At 62.8% G+C, this 15,993-nt stretch carries 15 protein-coding genes; 11 read left to right on the top strand and 4 right to left on the bottom strand.

All coding sequences use genetic code 11. The annotated features are described in order from the left end of the window. A partial coding sequence (locus P0D80_RS17740) for a hypothetical protein (protein ID WP_408285717.1) occupies positions 1-192 on the top strand: 192 nt, incomplete at its 5' end. 31 nt (positions 193-223) lie between these two features. Here P0D80_RS17740 and P0D80_RS17735 read toward each other — a convergent pair. After that, a complete protein-coding gene (locus P0D80_RS17735) occupies positions 224-1,495 on the bottom strand; it encodes an SGNH/GDSL hydrolase family protein (RefSeq protein WP_408285715.1) in 1,272 nt (423 codons plus the stop codon). Positions 1,496-1,587: 92 nt separating this feature from the next. Beyond that, complete coding sequence (locus P0D80_RS17730) at positions 1,588-3,210, bottom strand: NAD(P)/FAD-dependent oxidoreductase (RefSeq protein WP_408285713.1); 1,623 nt, start codon at positions 3,208-3,210, stop codon at positions 1,588-1,590. A 216-nt stretch (positions 3,211-3,426) separates the two neighbouring features. Here P0D80_RS17730 and paaA point away from each other — a divergent pair, with 216 nt between their 5' ends. From paaA to P0D80_RS17690, 8 genes are all read left to right on the top strand, one after another. Continuing rightward, complete coding sequence (paaA, locus tag P0D80_RS17725) at positions 3,427-4,425, top strand: 1,2-phenylacetyl-CoA epoxidase subunit PaaA (RefSeq protein ID WP_132376687.1); 999 nt, start codon at positions 3,427-3,429, stop codon at positions 4,423-4,425. A 41-nt stretch (positions 4,426-4,466) separates the two neighbouring features. Further along, the gene (gene paaB, locus P0D80_RS17720) at positions 4,467-4,751 is read left to right on the top strand and encodes a 1,2-phenylacetyl-CoA epoxidase subunit PaaB (RefSeq protein ID WP_007179854.1); all 285 of its coding nucleotides are present in this window, start codon (positions 4,467-4,469) and stop codon (positions 4,749-4,751) included. Positions 4,752-4,759: 8 nt separating this feature from the next. Then, positions 4,760-5,563 (top strand): 1,2-phenylacetyl-CoA epoxidase subunit PaaC, encoded by an 804-nt coding sequence (paaC, locus tag P0D80_RS17715; RefSeq protein ID WP_132376686.1) that lies wholly within the window; start codon positions 4,760-4,762, stop codon positions 5,561-5,563. 7 nt (positions 5,564-5,570) lie between these two features. Beyond that, positions 5,571-6,131 carry a 1,2-phenylacetyl-CoA epoxidase subunit PaaD gene (paaD, locus tag P0D80_RS17710; RefSeq protein ID WP_408285710.1) on the top strand — a complete coding sequence of 187 codons (561 nt, stop codon included), beginning with the start codon at positions 5,571-5,573 and terminating at the stop codon, positions 6,129-6,131. 1 nt (position 6,132) lies between these two features. Then, the gene (paaE, locus tag P0D80_RS17705; RefSeq protein WP_132376684.1) at positions 6,133-7,221 is read left to right on the top strand and encodes a 1,2-phenylacetyl-CoA epoxidase subunit PaaE; all 1,089 of its coding nucleotides are present in this window, start codon (positions 6,133-6,135) and stop codon (positions 7,219-7,221) included. Positions 7,222-7,368: 147 nt separating this feature from the next. Continuing rightward, positions 7,369-8,181 carry a DUF1835 domain-containing protein gene (locus P0D80_RS17700; RefSeq protein ID WP_408285708.1) on the top strand — a complete coding sequence of 271 codons (813 nt, stop codon included), beginning with the start codon at positions 7,369-7,371 and terminating at the stop codon, positions 8,179-8,181. Between the two features lie 14 nt (positions 8,182-8,195). Then, on the top strand, positions 8,196-8,804 hold the full coding sequence (locus tag P0D80_RS17695) for a TetR/AcrR family transcriptional regulator (protein WP_132376682.1): 609 nt from the start codon (positions 8,196-8,198) through the stop codon (positions 8,802-8,804). A gap of 242 nt (positions 8,805-9,046) precedes the next feature. Further along, positions 9,047-9,715, top strand: a complete 669-nt coding sequence (locus tag P0D80_RS17690) for a GNAT family N-acetyltransferase (RefSeq protein ID WP_132376681.1) — start codon at positions 9,047-9,049, stop codon at positions 9,713-9,715. Between the two features lie 85 nt (positions 9,716-9,800). On the opposite strand, the gene P0D80_RS17685 is transcribed toward P0D80_RS17690, so the two are convergent. Further along, positions 9,801-10,298: an Lrp/AsnC family transcriptional regulator gene (locus P0D80_RS17685; protein ID WP_132376680.1), complete on the bottom strand. Its 498-nt coding sequence runs from the start codon at positions 10,296-10,298 to the stop codon at positions 9,801-9,803. Positions 10,299-10,439: 141 nt separating this feature from the next. Between P0D80_RS17685 and hppD the strand changes: the two genes are divergently transcribed. Further along, positions 10,440-11,537, top strand: a complete 1,098-nt coding sequence (gene hppD, locus P0D80_RS17680; RefSeq protein ID WP_408176494.1) for a 4-hydroxyphenylpyruvate dioxygenase — start codon at positions 10,440-10,442, stop codon at positions 11,535-11,537. Between the two features lie 156 nt (positions 11,538-11,693). Here hppD and P0D80_RS17675 read toward each other — a convergent pair whose 3' ends face one another. Next, positions 11,694-11,894, bottom strand: coding sequence for a hypothetical protein (locus P0D80_RS17675; protein WP_132376678.1), 201 nt, complete (start codon positions 11,892-11,894; stop codon positions 11,694-11,696). Between the two features lie 362 nt (positions 11,895-12,256). Between P0D80_RS17675 and P0D80_RS17670 the strand changes: the two genes are divergently transcribed. After that, positions 12,257-15,856, top strand: coding sequence for an indolepyruvate ferredoxin oxidoreductase family protein (locus tag P0D80_RS17670; protein WP_408285706.1), 3,600 nt, complete (start codon positions 12,257-12,259; stop codon positions 15,854-15,856). Positions 15,857-15,993: the final 137 nt, after the last annotated feature.

Below are 15,993 nucleotides of genomic sequence, written 5' to 3'. Positions count from 1 at the left end.
TACCCGGCACCGCTTCGTTCTGCGTCGCTGCATCAGCAGCAGAGAAACGAGATTATGAAGGCTCTTTTTCGTTTCGTCAACAACATTTTTTCGCTTTCGCTTAAAACCTTGTGGCGCTACGGCCGCTGGTTTCTGCCGCGGCCCTCGTTTGCAAACGAGGAGGCGAATCTTAGGCGAACATCAGCCATATGACAAGGGTTTGACCGAAATCTTTTTTGGCGAGTCACCTGCGGGTCGATTTCACCACTGCGTCCATCGGAACCGCCTCGGCCATAGCTGTGTAGCCGGCGTCGCTCGGATGGATGTGATCGCCGCTGTCAAAGCCACGCTGCAGGCGGTCCGGCTGCGCCGGATCGCGCAGCGCAGCGTCGAAATCTACGACGCCGTCGAAAGCATGGCTGGTCCGAATCCACTGATTGACGGCGAGCCGAATGCTTTCTCGCTGCGGCGGGAGCGACGCCGGCGTCAGCGTCGCACCGAATACCTTCACACCGGCGTGCCGAGCGGCGGCGATCAACCGCTGGTACCCGGCGATCAGATCGGCAGCCGTCACCGAAGTGTGCGGGAAGTCGCAGTCGAGACCATTACGCGGCGGCATCGCCGCGAAGTTGATGTCATTGATGCCGATCAGCAGAATCGCCGTTTTGACGCCCGGGCGTGCGAGCACGTCGTGCTCGAAGCGCGTCGCGAGCGCGTCGCCGTAGCAAGGGGAGTCGCTCAGCAAGCGGTTGCCGCTGATCCCCAGATTGACGATCGCGGTCGACCGGTCGCCGCTAGCGGCGAACCGGCGCGCCAACGCGTCCGGCCAGCGGCGATTCTGGTTCAGGCTGGAGCGCATGCCGTCCGTGATCGAGTCGCCGATCGCGGCAACGGCGGCGGATGCAGGTGCCGCATCCACCGACAACCCCGTCACCCATACATATTGCGTGAACCGGGCGCGAAACGCTTCCGCGGAAGCGTCCGCCGCGTGGTTACCCGGCGCCGAAACGTAGTTCACCTGGTTCGACACGCGGTGCCAAGCCACGATACGTTGCTCGGGACCAGTAAACGCGCTGACCGCATAAGGCGCACCTTCGGCAATATCGACAGCGACGGGGTCGCTGTCCAACTCGCCACCCGGCGGAATCGAAACCGCGCTCTTGCCACCGAACGTCACGCGCGCCTCGCCGTTACCAGCCGCCGCCGCGCCACCCGCCGAGCGTGCGATACGCAAATCTTCGATGACGAGCGGAGTCTTGCCGTACCGGTTGCTGAGGTGGACTCGCGCCGACTTTCCGGACAGTGTCGGATACACAATCTGACGAACCGTGCGCCCGGCTACTTCCGGCGCGCGATAGAGTGGCGGCAAGTCCGCCCGCTGTGGGATGGGTTGCAGCGCTGTCGCCCAGGCGGTGACCCAATGTGCCGGGGCGTCGGCGGCGAAAACGGTTGGGGAAACGGCAAATTGGACAAGCAGCGCCGCGCCGCATGCGGCAGCCAAGGTGCGAATGGTCATTCGGGTGGTCGGTTCGAGGCGAAACGTGCATTGTGCCCGATCGCACCAGCCGTCGCGGGTCCGCGCGACGGCGTTCCCTGCGCTCCGCCGACTCAGGCCCCCTGTGCCCCGGCCATCTTCAACGCGAGCGCCTCAGCGACTTCGATTCCGTCGATGGCCGCCGAATAGATCCCACCGGCATACCCTGCGCCTTCGCCAGCCGGATACAGACCTTCGACGTTCATGCTTTGGTAGTCGTCCCGCCGACGCACGCGAATCGGCGACGACGTTCTCGTCTCGACGCCCGTCAGCACCGCGTCGTGCATTGCAAAGCCGGCGATCTTCTTGTCCATCTGCGGCAGAGCTTCGCGAATGGCCTCGATCACATAGTCGGGAAGCGCGGTGCTGAGATCGGTTGGATGCACGCCGGGTTTGTACGACGGCACCACCGAACCCAGCGACGTGGACGGCCGGCCGGCGATAAAGTCGCCGACCAGTTGGCCCGGCGCCATATAGTTGCCGCCGCCGAGCTCGAAAGCCCGCTCTTCCCACTTGCGCTGAAAAGCGATGCCGGCGAGCGGGCCGCCCGGATAGTCGTCCGGCGTGATGCCGACGACGATCCCCGCGTTGGCGTTCCGCTCCGCCCGCGAGTACTGGCTCATGCCGTTGGTCACCACGCGACCCGGCTCGGACGTCGCCGCCACAACGGTGCCGCCAGGGCACATGCAAAAACTGTATACAGCGCGGCCATTGCTGCAGTGATGCACCACCTTATAGTCGGCGGCGCCCAACTGTTTGTGACCGGCAAACTTGCCAAAACGGCTACGGTCGATCAAACCTTGCGGATGTTCGATGCGGAACCCAAGTGAAAACGGCTTCGCCTCAATATAGACGCCGCGGTCGTTGAGCATCTGGAAAGTGTCTCGCGCGCTATGACCGACCGCCAGCACCACATGGTCGCAGCGCAGCGTTTCGCCGGTCGACAGCTTCAGCCCGCGCACCTTGCCCTGATCGATCTCGATATCGTCGACGCGGCTTTCGAAACGCACCTCGCCGCCCAGCTCGTGAATGGTCGCGCGCATTTTTTCGACCATGCTCACCAGCCGGAACGTGCCGATATGCGGCCGGCTTAGAAACAGAATGTCTTCCGGCGCACCGGCTCGCACGAATTCCTCGAGCACCTTGCGGCCGTAGTGCTTTGGATCCTTGATCTGGCTGTACAGCTTGCCGTCCGAGAAGGTGCCCGCGCCGCCTTCGCCGAACTGCACATTCGACTCGGGATTAAGCACCGACTTGCGCCACAGGCCAAAAGTGTCCTTGGTGCGCTCGCGCACGGCCTTGCCGCGCTCGAGGATGATCGGCCGGAAGCCCATTTGCGCCAAGATCAGGCCGGCGAACAGGCCACACGGCCCCATGCCGATCACGACCGGGCGCAGCGCGGTCATCTGCGCCGGGGCTTTGGCAACGAACCGGTAGGCCATGTCCGGTGTCACGCCGCAGTGCGGCACATCGGCGAGTCGCTTGAGCGCGGCCGCTTCATCCGCGACCTCGACATCGACGATGTACGTGAGTTTGATGTCGGCGCGCTTGCGCGCATCGTGCGCGCGGCGAAACACGGTGTATCGGATGAGCCCGTCCGCGGCCACGCCGAGTTCCGCGAGGCGCGCACGCACGGCGGCTTCGAGGGCGCTCTCGGGATGATCGAGCGGGAGTTTGATTTCGCTTAGACGTAACATGAGTACCGGGGGATGCAGGAAGGCCGCAAATCGTGGCCAATTCGCAATTTTATAGGTTTAGTGTGGGGGCGGGGCGCCGGCGCAGACGAAACGCTTGCCAAGGAAACCGCCCAAGCCCCTATCGGCCCAATCGACCCATCTCAAAAAATTTATTAACCGACCGGTCGGTTGGCTTATACTGTGCGCACACAGACAACTTCCGCAGAGAGCGTCCCCATGTACACGCAATCCCTGGATATTCCCGGCAATGTCGCCCCGCTGGATGCGGGCGCAGACTCGTCCGAGCAGACGCAGTTCGACGCGGTCATGGCCGCCGACGGCAAGATCGAAGCTCAGGACTGGATGCCGGAGGCCTACCGCAAGACGCTGGTCCGGCAAATCTCGCAACACGCGCATTCGGAAATCGTCGGCATGCTGCCGGAGGGTAACTGGATCACGCGCGCGCCCAGCCTGAAGCGCAAGGCGATTCTGCTTGCCAAAGTGCAGGACGAAGCCGGCCACGGCCTCTATCTATATAGCGCGGCGGAAACGCTCGGCGTGTCGCGCGACCAGTTGATCGCGGCGCTGCACTCGGGCAAAGCCAAATATTCGAGCATCTTCAATTACCCGACGCCCACATGGGCCGACGTCGGCGTGATCGGCTGGCTGGTGGACGGCGCGGCGATCATGAACCAGATTCCGCTGTGCCGTTGCACGTACGGCCCGTACGCGCGCGCCATGATCCGCATCTGCAAGGAAGAGTCGTTCCACCAACGCCAGGGTTTCGACGCGCTCATGTCGATGATGGCCGGCACCGAAGCGCAACGTGAACTGGTCCAGCAGGCGGTGAATCGCTGGTGGTGGCCGGTGCTGATGATGTTCGGCCCGAGCGACAAGGATTCGATCCACAGCAATCAGTCGTCAAAATGGGGCATCAAGCGCATTTCGAACGACGACCTGCGTCAGAAATTCGTCGACGCCACCGTCGACCAGGCCAAGGTGCTCGGCGTCACGCTGCCCGATCCGGACCTGAAATGGAACGAAGCGCGCGGCCATCATGACTACGGCGACATCGACTGGGAAGAATTCTGGCGCGTGGTGAACGGCGACGGTCCGTGCAACCGCGAGCGTCTCGCCACCCGCGTCAAAGCCCACGACGACGGCGCCTGGGTTCGCGAAGCCGCCCTCGCCCACGCCGACAAGCAGCGCCAGCGCGCACAACAGCACGCCGCCTAAGCAGCGCGGCATGCCAGACAAAGCATCTCAGGAGATCTGCAATGAACAAGGAATGGCCGATTTGGGAAGTCTTCGTGCGCAGCAAGCAGGGACTCGACCACAAACACTGCGGTAGCCTGCACGCAGCCGACGCGCCGATGGCGCTGCGCATGGCGCGCGACGTCTACACGCGGCGCCAGGAAGGCGTGAGTATCTGGGTGGTGCCGTCGTCGGCGATTACGGCGTCCGCGCCGGAAGACAAGGCGGAGCTGTTCGAACCGGCTGGCGACAAGATCTACCGCCACCCGACGTTCTACACGCTCCCCGACGAAGTCAACCACATGTAAGTGCGGCCATGAACATCACGCCCCAACATCTCCAATACGTGCTGCGCCTCGCGGACACCGCGCTGATCCTCGGTCAGCGCAATACCGAATGGTGCGGCCACGGCCCGATCCTCGAAGAGGACATCGCTCTGTCGAACATGAGCCTCGACCTGATCGGCCAGGCGCGCCTGCTGTACACGCATGCCGCGTCGCTCGAGCAACAGCTCACCGGCAAAAGCCGCACGGAAGACGACTACGCGTACTTTCGCGCCGAGCGCGAATTCGCCAACTACACGCTCGCCGAGTTGCCGCATGTCGGCCCGCTGTCGGCCACCGCGCAAGCCGAGAAGGATTACGCGGTCACGATCGTCCGCAATTTCCTCTACTCGACGTTGATGGCGCATCTCTGGACGGCGCTCACGGCATCCACCGACGAGCAGCTGGCGGCGATCGCGTCGAAGTCGATCAAGGAAACCAGCTATCACGTGCATCACGCGCGCGAGTGGCTGATCCGTTTCGGCGATGGCACCGAGGAATCGCATCGCCGAGCGCAAGCCGCACTGGACTATCTGGTGCCGTACACGCGCGAATTCTTCAGCACGGACGCCGTTGAGGAAGTCGTTGCAGCAGCCGGCATCGGCCCGTTGACGTCGGACCTCGAAGCGGCGTGGCTCGACGACGTGCGCGCCACGCTCGACGAAGCCACCTTGACGCTGCCCGAGCCGGTCAAGCACATCACGACCGGCAAACACGGCGAGCATTCCGAGCACATGGGTTTCGTGCTGGCCGAAATGCAGAGCCTTGCACGCCAGCATCCCGGCGCCACCTGGTAATCCGACGATGACGACTTCGACTGCCCTTCGCACAAACGACATGACTGACACGACCGACGCCGCGCTCGCACGCGCATGGGCCGTGCTCGAAGCGGTGCCTGATCCGGAGATTCCGGTGGTGTCGATTCGCGAGCTCGGCATCCTGCGCGACGTGCGGCGCGCCGCCGACGGCACGCTCGAAGTCGTGATCACACCGACCTACTCCGGTTGCCCGGCCATGTCGCAGATTGCCGAGGACGTCGCGCATGCACTCGACGTGGCGGAGCTCAAGCCTTATCGGATCGCCACGGTGCTCGCGCCTGCCTGGACCACGGACTGGATGACCGCCGACGCACGCGAAAAACTGCGCGCCTACGGCATCGCGCCGCCCACGGGCAATTGCGGTTCGCCTGCGCCCGTGCAGGAAAAGGTGATGCGATTCGTACCCCGCGCGCTGCCCGCGCCGTCGTGCCCACGCTGCGGCTCGGCGCACACCGAGCGTCTCGCGCAATTCGGCTCGACCGCCTGCAAAGCCTTGTACCGCTGCATCGACTGCCGCGAACCCTTCGACTACTTCAAACCATACTGATATGGCCACCCCGCAATTTCACCCGCTGCGTATCCGCGAAGTACGGCCCGAAACCGCCGATTCGGTTTCGGTCGCCTTCGAAGTCCCCGCTGAACTGCGCGACCACTATCGCTTCACGCAAGGCCAGTTCGTCACGCTGAAGACGCATATCGACGGTGAGGAAACGCGCCGGTCGTATTCGATCTGCGTCGGCGTCACCGATTACGACCGCGACGGCGAACTGCGCATCGGCATCAAGCGCGTACGCGGTGGGCGTTTCTCGAACTTCGCCTTCGACACGCTGCAGCCCGGCCACACGATCGAGGTGATGACGCCGGACGGGCGCTTCTTCACCCATCTGAACGCCGATCAAGGCCAGCAATACCTGGCGTTCTCGGGCGGCTCGGGCATTACGCCGGTGCTGGCCATCATCAAGACCACGCTCGAAGTCGAACCGCGCAGCACCTTCACGTTGGTGTACGGCAACCGCAGCGTCGATCAGATCATGTTCGCGGAAGAGCTCGAGGATCTGAAGAACCGCTTCATGAACCGCTTCGTGCTCTATCACGTGCTGTCCGACGATCTGCAGGACGTCGAGCTGTTCAACGGCGTGCTCGATCAGGAGAAGTGCGCGGCCTTCATCGAGAATCTGTTGCCGGCAGATGCGATCGACGAAGCCTTCATCTGCGGCCCCGGTCCGATGATGGACGCCGCCGAAGCCGCGCTGAAAGCCGCCGGCGTGCCGTCGGAAAAGGTGCACGTGGAGCGCTTCGGTTCGCCGCTGCCGCAAGCGGGCGTGCCGCCCGTCGAAATCACCGAAGACACGCCGGCTGCCGATCTCGAAATCGTGCTCGACGGCAAACGCCGCAAGCTGCGCCTGCCGTATCAGGGCGTGAGCGTGCTCGACGTCGGCCTGCGCGCCGGCCTCGCGCTGCCTTATGCGTGCAAGGGCGGCGTCTGCTGCACCTGCCGCGCGAAGGTGCTGGAAGGCGAAGTGAAGATGGAAAAGAACTACACGCTCGAAGAACACGAGATCCGCGACGGTTTCGTGCTGACGTGCCAATGTCATCCAATCAGCGACCGCGTGGTGGTGAGCTACGACGAACGTTGAGCCGCGTGCGGCGGGCGAGCCTGCTAGACGTCCGCCGCGCTTTCAGCAGTTCCGCGATCCGCTTACACTAGGGGCCGCTCGCGATCGGACACCTGTTCCGGTCGATGAGCGGCCCCTAGTGTTGTTAACCGCCCTACGCCACTGCCGATGAGCACGATCCACCTCACCAACGGCGATGTCGCCGCCGAGTCACTGCGCGCCGCATTGCGAGATGGCGGCCGCGACGATCGCGTGCACGCCTTGCGCGACGATCTCGCGGTCGGCCCGCTACGTGGCGTCGACGACGCACCGGACGTGCGCGCGGACTTCTGGGATCGCGTGAGTGCGGACATCCGGCGTGATTTCCTTCGGGAATTCCGCGAACAGGCCGCGGCGCTGGAGAGTATCGCGCGCGGCGAAGCGAATCTGGTGGTGTGGCACGGCGAAAGCGCATCGGATCAATTGATGCTGCGCCGCGTCTGCTATCACCTGCGCAACAGCCCGCAGCGCCTGAACGAGGTGCGTCTGTCGATTCGCGATCTCACCGATCCGGGCGCGTGGGCGCATAGCCGCAAAGACCGCGCGACGTCGGTCGGCATGTTCGCGCCGGCCGTGCTGCAATCCCGGCTGCCGGACGCCGCGCCGATTTCCGTCCTGCGCATCAGCCGGCTCGCGCTCGAATGGCAGGAAGTCAAACACGCAAACGGCGAAACGCGGCGCTGGCGCGACAATACGTTCACGAGCGGCAGCTTCACGGAACTGGACGCGCTGATTTTCGAGCACGTCACTGAAGACTGGCAGCCCGCCGCGCGCGTTGCCGCCAAATTGATGACCGCTGAACTCGGATTCCTGGTCAGCGACAGCATTGTGCTGTGGCGCTTCCGCGAACTGGCCGCGACCCGGCGCATCAAGCTGCGCGGCGACGCGAGCGCATGGCGCACGCTCGAATTGTGCGCGGCGTTCGCCCCCTGTCCACACTAATACAACAGACGACTATGGCCCGCACCCGTGCCCCCGACCACGAAACCCAGCGCGAGCAGATTCTCGAACTCGCCGCGGCAAAATTCGCCCAGACCAGCTATCCGAGCACCTCGATGGCCGATCTCGCCGCCGCGAGCGGCACCTCGAAAGCGCGCCTCTACCACTACTACGCGAGCAAGGAAGCGATCCTGTTCGATCTGCTGGACCGTTACACCAAGCGGCTGATGCTGATCATCGCCGAGGTGGAAGGGGCGAGTCAGCGGCGCGGCTTGTCGGAGCGGGAAACCTTCGCCGAACTGATCCGGGCGTTTCTGTCGGAGTACGAGACGTCGCACAGCCGGCACGTCGCGCTGTTGAACGACGTGAAGTATCTGGTCGATACCCAGCGCGAAGTGATCCTGAACCGTCAGCGCGACGTGGTCGCCGCTTTTGCGCGGCAGTTGGCCCGCGCGTATCCGGAGCGCGCCACGCGCGACAACCAAACTGCGCTCACCATGATGGTGTTCGGCATGATCAACTGGACATTCACCTGGCTGAAGCCGGATGGCCGGATGGGCTACCGTGAATTCGCCGAGCAGGTGGTCGGCATGGTGGACCACGGATTGAGTTCGAACCCAGCCTGATCCCGCACTGCAACAATATTCAGACGAAATAATGGACCGAAGTGCCCGATGGGCGACACCGTGTCACGAACGCCTGTTCCATTTATTTATTATTTAAAATCAATAACCTAAAATTAGGGCGCCACCTTTTTAGGCATCTCCTTCAAATATTGATACGGGTTTTCCCTAGTGATCGGTCTGGATCTCCGCTAAAATTGCTTTTGCGGTGCACCACGCCGCTCGACTAAAAGGAGAACCCGACCATGAACTTGATTACACCCCGCGCCGCTGAGCCGATCGTCGCGCACGATCGTTTGACGCAGCCAGCCGGTCGTGCGCCTGCTCTGGTCCGCGAGCTCACCGCTGTCGACCGCGAGCGTCTGCTGACCCACTTCCTCGCGCTCGACGAGGACGACCGACTCCTGCGCTTCGGCCAGATCGTGCCGGATCACGTCATCGAAAACTATGTTCGCGCGATCGACTTCAAGCGCGACACCGTCTTCGGCGTGTTCAACAATCAACTGCAGTTGACCGGCGTCGGCCACCTGGCCTATCTGCCTGCCGAAGGCGACAAGCGCACGGCGGAGTTCGGCGTGTCCGTGCTGGAAAGCGTCCGCGGCCAGGGCATCGGCACGAAGCTGTTCGAGCGCGCCGCCATTCGCAGCCGCAATACGCACGTCACCATGCTGTACATGCACTGCCTGTCGCGCAATTCGACCATGATGCACATCGCGAAGAAGGCCGGCATGAAGATCGAATACGCCTACGGCGAGGCCGACGCTTACCTCACGCTGCCGCCGGCGGATCAATCGAGCATCATCGCCGAAATGCTGCAGGAGCAGGCTGCAGTGTTCGACTACGCGCTCAAGCGGCAAGCGCGTCAGGCGTCGAAGCTGTTCGAATCGTTCATGCCGACTGAAGTCGCAGCCTAAAACGCTTGCGCTCGGCAAACAACAAAGGGCGGCCCCGTGGCTGCCCTTTTTGTTTGCTGGGCGGTCGCACGCCACGCCGTCGTGCTCACAAAATCGGCAGCGCCGTCGTCTCCTTGATCTTTTCCAGTGAGAAGCTCGTTTTCACGTCGATCACCGACGGATGGTGTAGCAACTGGTCCTGCACGAAGCGCGAAAAGTGCGCCATGTCCTCCACCTGGACGCGCAACAGGTAGTCCATCTCGCCGGTCATCGCATGACACGCCACCACTTCCGGCCACGTCTGAACGGCCGCGCGAAACAGATCGGCGTGCGTGGCGTCGCCGCGCGGACTGAGCGCCGGACCGCCGCGCTTTTCCAGCCGCACATTCACGTACGCGAGCAAGTCGAGCCCAAGCCGCTGCGCATCGAGCAACGCGACATAGCCGCGGATCACACCGCTCTCTTCCAGCCGACGGATACGCCGTAGACACGGACTCGGCGAAAGATTGATGCGCTCGGCGATCTCCTGATTCGACAGCCGGCCATTCTCCTGAAGGATCGCCAGAATCCGCCTGTCGATGGCGTCTATCTCTATATTGGCCATTTTCTGCCGTCCATTCAAAACATTGAGCTATAAACTAGCGTCAGCGTATCGATGCGCGATTAAGTTCGCAAGTTTTCGCCGCAGGCAGGCCTTTACACTTGCGTCATTCAGTCGCGCTCAATCGCACACCCGGAGACAGACATGCAGGTTTCAACTTGGGAAAATCCGCTCGGCACCGACGGCTTCGAGTTCATCGAATACACCGCACCGGATCCGAAGGCGCTCGGCAAGCTCTTCGAGCAGATGGGCTTCACCGCCGTCGCGCGGCATCGTCATAAAGACGTGACGCTGTATCGCCAGGGGGAAATCAACTTCATCGTCAACGGGGAGCCGGATTCGTTCGCGCAACGCTTCACGCGTCTGCACGGCCCGTCGATCTGCGCGATCGCTTTCCGCGTTCAGGACGCCGCCAAGGCGTACAAACAGGCTCTGGAAAAAGGCGCCTGGGGCTTCGACAACAAAACCGGCCCGATGGAATTGAACATTCCGGCGATCAAAGGCATTGGCGACTCGCTGATCTATTTCGTCGACCGCTGGCGCGGCAAGAACGGCGCCGAGCCGAACAGCATCGGCAACATCGACATTTACGATGTCGACTTCGAACCCATTCCGGGCGCGAATCCGAATCCGGTCGGCCACGGCCTGACCTACATCGACCACCTGACGCACAACGTGCATCGCGGCCGGATGCAGGAATGGGCGGAGTTCTACGAGCGTCTGTTCAACTTCCGCGAAGTGCGTTACTTCGATATCGAAGGCAAGGTGACGGGCGTGAAGTCCAAGGCGATGACCTCGCCGTGCGGCAAGATCCGCATCCCGATCAACGAAGAAGGTTCGGAGACCGCCGGCCAGATTCAGGAATATCTCGACGCATACCACGGCGAAGGCATTCAGCACATTGCCCTCGGCAGCAACGACATCTACCGCACGGTGGACGGCTTGCGCGAATCGAACATCTCGCTGCTCGACACGATCGACACTTATTACGAGTTGGTCGATCGCCGCGTGCCGAACCACGGTGAGCCGCTGGACGAATTGCGCAAGCGCAAGATCCTGATCGACGGCGCGCCCGATGATTTGCTACTGCAGATCTTCACCGAAAACCAGATCGGCCCGATTTTCTTCGAGATCATTCAGCGCAAGGGCAATCAGGGCTTCGGTGAGGGCAACTTCAAGGCGCTGTTCGAATCGATCGAACTGGATCAGATTCGCCGTGGCGTGGTGCAGGACAAAGTCTGACGGCTTGCGCCGCTTCACGAGAGCGGACACATAGGTCCAAATGAAAAGGGCGAAGATCTCACGATCCTCGCCCTTTTCATTAGCGCCGTTGTCTCAGGTGAAACCTTGGTCGGAGAACGGCTGGTTACTCAATCGACACACCGCCTGCGCGGCGCATCACGAATTCTGGTCTTCCTCGTCGGACTTGGTGGATCGCGTGACGCGGTCCATGGCAATGCGTGCGGGCGCGACCTGCGCCGTACGGGTTACAGCGTTCGACAGCGCGCCTGCACTGCCCGAGTTCGAGCGCACCGGTGCGCTCATGGCGAAAAATGCGGCCGAAACCATCAGGAACGTCTGGATGTTTCTCGTGTTCATGCGTACTCCTTTTCTGACTGCCCTGTTGTCGTGAAGCTCCGCCGAATGCGGAGCGTTGCGCGGACATTGCTCACAGGTTGGGGGTTAGACAGACATTTCAACTGCGGTTCCGCAGATTTGTAGTTTTTACAGCTTGTTACAGGCCGTCGCAGGAACAGCGGGCGCGCACACGCCGAGCGGGCGCACGCCTACACCGACCGTATCGCTGCGGTCCCCATTTTTTCGCGGCCTGCGGCGGGTTTTCACCAGTGCTACCATCACTTAAAACACGTCAAGATGACGGCCCCGGCCCTACGCATTCACAAGATGCCGCGGCCCAAAAAAGTTTTGGTGATCCCAAACTGGTTGGAGGAGTACACATAATGAACGCCCCGCTAGACGCAGGTCAGCGAGCCTCGCTCGAAGCCGCGTTGTCTTCCGTCACGCTCGACGACAAATACACCCTCGAACGCGGCCGCGCGTACATGAGCGGCATCCAGGCGCTGGTGCGTCTGCCGATGCTGCAACAGGAACGCGACCAGGCCGCCGGGCTCAATACCGCCGGCTTCATCTCCGGTTACCGCGGATCGCCACTCGGCGGACTCGACCAATCCCTGTGGAAGGCGAAACAGCATCTCGCCGCGCATCAGGTCGTGTTCCAGCCAGGCGTCAACGAAGACCTCGCGGCAACCGCCGTTTGGGGTTCGCAGCAGGTCAATCTGTACCCGAGCGCCAAATACGACGGCGTGTTCTCGATGTGGTACGGCAAAGGCCCAGGCGTCGACCGTTCCGGCGACGTCTTCAAGCATGGCAACTCGGCCGGCTCGGCGCGCAACGGCGGCGTTCTCGTGCTCGCCGGCGATGACCACGCGGCGAAATCGTCCACGCTCGCGCACCAGTCCGAACACATTTTCAAGGCGTGCGGCCTGCCGGTTCTGTTCCCGTCGAATGTGCAGGAATATCTCGACTTCGGTCTGCACGGCTGGGCGATGAGCCGCTATTCCGGCCTGTGGGTCGCGATGAAGTGCGTCACCGACGTGGTCGAATCGTCGGCATCGGTCGATATCGATCCGCACCGCACGAAAATCATCCTGCCGGAAGACTTCGCAATGCCCGAGGGCGGCCTGAATATCCGCTGGCCGGATCCGCCGCTGGTGCAGGAAGCGCGTCTGCTCGACTACAAGTGGTACGCGGCGCTCGCCTACGTGCGCGCCAATAAACTGGACCGCGTCGAAATCGATTCGCCGCATGCGCGCTTCGGCATCATGACCGGCGGCAAGGCGTATCTCGACGTGCGTCAGGCGCTGACCGACCTCGGTCTCGATGACGAAACGTGTTCGCGCATCGGCATCCGTCTGTATAAGGTCGGTTGCGTGTGGCCGCTCGAAGCGCAAGGCGCGCAGGCTTTCGCGCGCGGCCTCGACGAAATTCTGGTGGTCGAGGAAAAGCGCCAGATTCTCGAATACGCGATCAAGGAAGAGCTGTACAACTGGCCCGACGCACAGCGTCCGCGCGTGTTCGGCAAGTTCGACGAGAAAGACGGCGCGGGCGGCGAATGGTCGGTGCCGATGGGCAACTGGCTGCTACCGGCGCACTATGAACTCTCGCCGGCGATCATCGCCAAGGCTATCGCCACGCGGCTCGACAAATTCGACCTGCCGTCCGATGTGCGCGCTCGCATCGCCATGCGCATCGCGGTGATCGAAGCGAAGGAAAAGGCGCTGGCGCGGCCGCGCGTCGAAGCCGAACGCAAGCCGTGGTTCTGCTCGGGCTGTCCGCACAACACATCGACCAATGTGCCGGAAGGCTCGCGTGCGATGGCCGGCATCGGCTGCCATTACATGACGGTCTGGATGGACCGCAGCACCAGCACGTTCAGCCAGATGGGCGGCGAAGGCGTCGCGTGGATCGGCCAGGCGCCGTTCAGCAACGACAAGCACGTGTTCGCCAATCTCGGCGACGGCACCTACTTCCATTCAGGGCTGTTGGCGATTCGCGCGGCGATCGCGTCGAAGGCCAACATCACCTACAAGATTCTCTATAACGACGCGGTCGCCATGACTGGCGGCCAGCCGGTCGACGGCGTGCTGACCGTGCCGCAGATCACGCACCAGCTCGCCGCGGAAGGCGCGACGAAAATCGTGATCGTCACCGACGAGCCGGAGAAGTACTCGGCGAACGTGGGCCTTGCGCCCGGTATCGACATCCACCATCGCGACAAGCTCGACGAAGTGCAGCGCCAACTGCGCGAAGTGTCCGGCACGACGATCCTGATCTACGACCAGACTTGCGCGACCGAAAAGCGCCGCCGCAGGAAACGCGGCACGTATCCGGATCCGGCGCGCCGCGTCGTGATCAACGAAGCGGTGTGCGAAGGCTGCGGCGATTGCTCGGTGAAGTCGAACTGCCTGTCGGTCGAACCGCTCGATACCGAGTACGGTACGAAGCGCCAGATCAATCAATCGACCTGCAACAAGGACTTCTCGTGCGTGAACGGTTTCTGCCCGAGCTTCGTCTCCGTTGAAGGCGGTGAGTTGCGCAAGCCGAAGGCCGCCTCCGGCGTCGCCGGCGACGCGATGCCGCCGGTGCCGGAACCGGAATTGCCGTCCATGGAGCGGCCGTACGGCGTGCTGGTGACGGGCGTCGGCGGCACGGGCGTCGTGACGATCGGCGCGTTGCTCGGCATGGCCGCGCATCTGGAGAACAAGGGCGTCACCGTGCTCGACGTCACCGGCCTCGCGCAGAAAGGCGGCGCCGTGATGAGTCACGTGCAGATCGCGAAGAATCCGGCCGACATCCACGCGACCCGCATCGCCATGGGCGAAGCGAGCCTCGTGATCGGCTGCGACGCGATCGTCACGGCCAGCGACGAATGCGTGTCGCGCATGCAGGCGGGCCGCACGCGCGTCGTGCTGAATAGCGCGCATACGCCGACCGCCGAACTCATCAAGAACCCGAACTGGCGCTTCCCTGGCAGCAGCACGGAAGCCGACGTGCGCGCCGCAGCGGGCGACGACGGGGTCGACACGGTCGACGCGAATCACTTCGCGGTCGCACTGCTCGGCGATGCAATCTATACGAACCCGTTCGTGCTCGGGTATGCATGGCAACGCGGCTGGGTGCCGCTCATGTATGAGTCGCTGATGCGCGCTATCGAGCTGAACAACGTGCAGGTCGAGAAGAACCGCGCGGCGTTCGAGTGGGGCCGCCGTGCAGCGCACGATCTGGCCGGGGTTCGCAAGCTGGCGCAATCGCAAGGACGCGGCGCCGCGGCGGAAACGGCGAGCAGCAAGATCATCTCGCTGCACACGCCGAAGGCCCTCGACACGCTGATCGACAAACGCGCCGGGTACCTGACAGCGTGGCAGAACCGCGCGTATGCCGAGCGTTATCGCACGGTGGTCTCGCACGTGCGTGCGGCGGAGTCGGCGCTCGATTCGATCGACGGTCAGTTGCCGTTGACCGAGGCGGTCGCGAAGAACCTGCACAAGCTGATGGCCTACAAGGACGAGTACGAAGTCGCGCGTCTGTACAGCGATCCGGCGTTCATCGAAAAACTGAAGTCGAATTTCGAAGGCGATTGGAAGCTGCACATTCACCTCGCGCCGCCGACGTTCTCGAAGAAGGATGCCAAGGGTCATCTGGTGAAGAAGAAGTACGGCCCTTGGGTTTTCAGCGCGATGCACGTGCTGGCCCGCTTCAAGTTCCTGCGCGGCACCGCGCTCGATCTGTTCGGCAAGACGGAAGAGCGTCGCACCGAGCGCGCGTTGATCGGCGAGTATGAAGCGCTGGTGCGTGAACTGATCGCCGGCCTGACTGCGCAGAAGCGTGAGCTGGCCATCGAACTGGCGAATCTGCCCGACGGCATCCGCGGCTATGGTCACGTGAAGGAAAACAACCTGAAGGGCGTGCGCGTCAAATGGAACGAGTTGCTGGCGCGGTGGCGCTCGCCTGAGGCCGGCAAGACGCAACACGCGGCGTGATCGGAATGGCTTGACCGGCTCCGCCGGTCTGAAAACAAAAGGCGGCTGTCCTCGCGGACAGTCGCCTTTTTTACGTGCTATGAGACGTGACGCGTGACGCCGGTGCAACTACTGCGCCAATAAAAAAGCCACGGGTT

This window comes from Paraburkholderia sp. RL17-373-BIF-A (genome assembly GCF_046030175.1).
GTDB lineage: Bacteria > Pseudomonadota > Gammaproteobacteria > Burkholderiales > Burkholderiaceae > Paraburkholderia.
Note: the sequence above shows the minus strand (reverse complement) of the source record. Positions and strands in the feature narration are given on the sequence as shown.

Coding starts and splice junctions, on each gene's coding strand:
- P0D80_RS17735 (WP_408285715.1), bottom strand. CDS start 1,495: ATGACCATTCGCACCTTGGCTGCCGCATGCGGCGCGGCGCTGCTTGTC.
- P0D80_RS17730 (WP_408285713.1), bottom strand. CDS start 3,210: ATGTTACGTCTAAGCGAAATCAAACTCCCGCTCGATCATCCCGAGAGC.
- paaA (WP_132376687.1), top strand. CDS start 3,427: ATGTACACGCAATCCCTGGATATTCCCGGCAATGTCGCCCCGCTGGAT.
- paaB (WP_007179854.1), top strand. CDS start 4,467: ATGAACAAGGAATGGCCGATTTGGGAAGTCTTCGTGCGCAGCAAGCAG.
- paaC (WP_132376686.1), top strand. CDS start 4,760: ATGAACATCACGCCCCAACATCTCCAATACGTGCTGCGCCTCGCGGAC.
- paaD (WP_408285710.1), top strand. CDS start 5,571: ATGACGACTTCGACTGCCCTTCGCACAAACGACATGACTGACACGACC.
- paaE (WP_132376684.1), top strand. CDS start 6,133: ATGGCCACCCCGCAATTTCACCCGCTGCGTATCCGCGAAGTACGGCCC.
- P0D80_RS17700 (WP_408285708.1), top strand. CDS start 7,369: ATGAGCACGATCCACCTCACCAACGGCGATGTCGCCGCCGAGTCACTG.
- P0D80_RS17695 (WP_132376682.1), top strand. CDS start 8,196: ATGGCCCGCACCCGTGCCCCCGACCACGAAACCCAGCGCGAGCAGATT.
- P0D80_RS17690 (WP_132376681.1), top strand. CDS start 9,047: ATGAACTTGATTACACCCCGCGCCGCTGAGCCGATCGTCGCGCACGAT.
- P0D80_RS17685 (WP_132376680.1), bottom strand. CDS start 10,298: ATGGCCAATATAGAGATAGACGCCATCGACAGGCGGATTCTGGCGATC.
- hppD (WP_408176494.1), top strand. CDS start 10,440: ATGCAGGTTTCAACTTGGGAAAATCCGCTCGGCACCGACGGCTTCGAG.
- P0D80_RS17675 (WP_132376678.1), bottom strand. CDS start 11,894: ATGAACACGAGAAACATCCAGACGTTCCTGATGGTTTCGGCCGCATTT.
- P0D80_RS17670 (WP_408285706.1), top strand. CDS start 12,257: ATGAACGCCCCGCTAGACGCAGGTCAGCGAGCCTCGCTCGAAGCCGCG.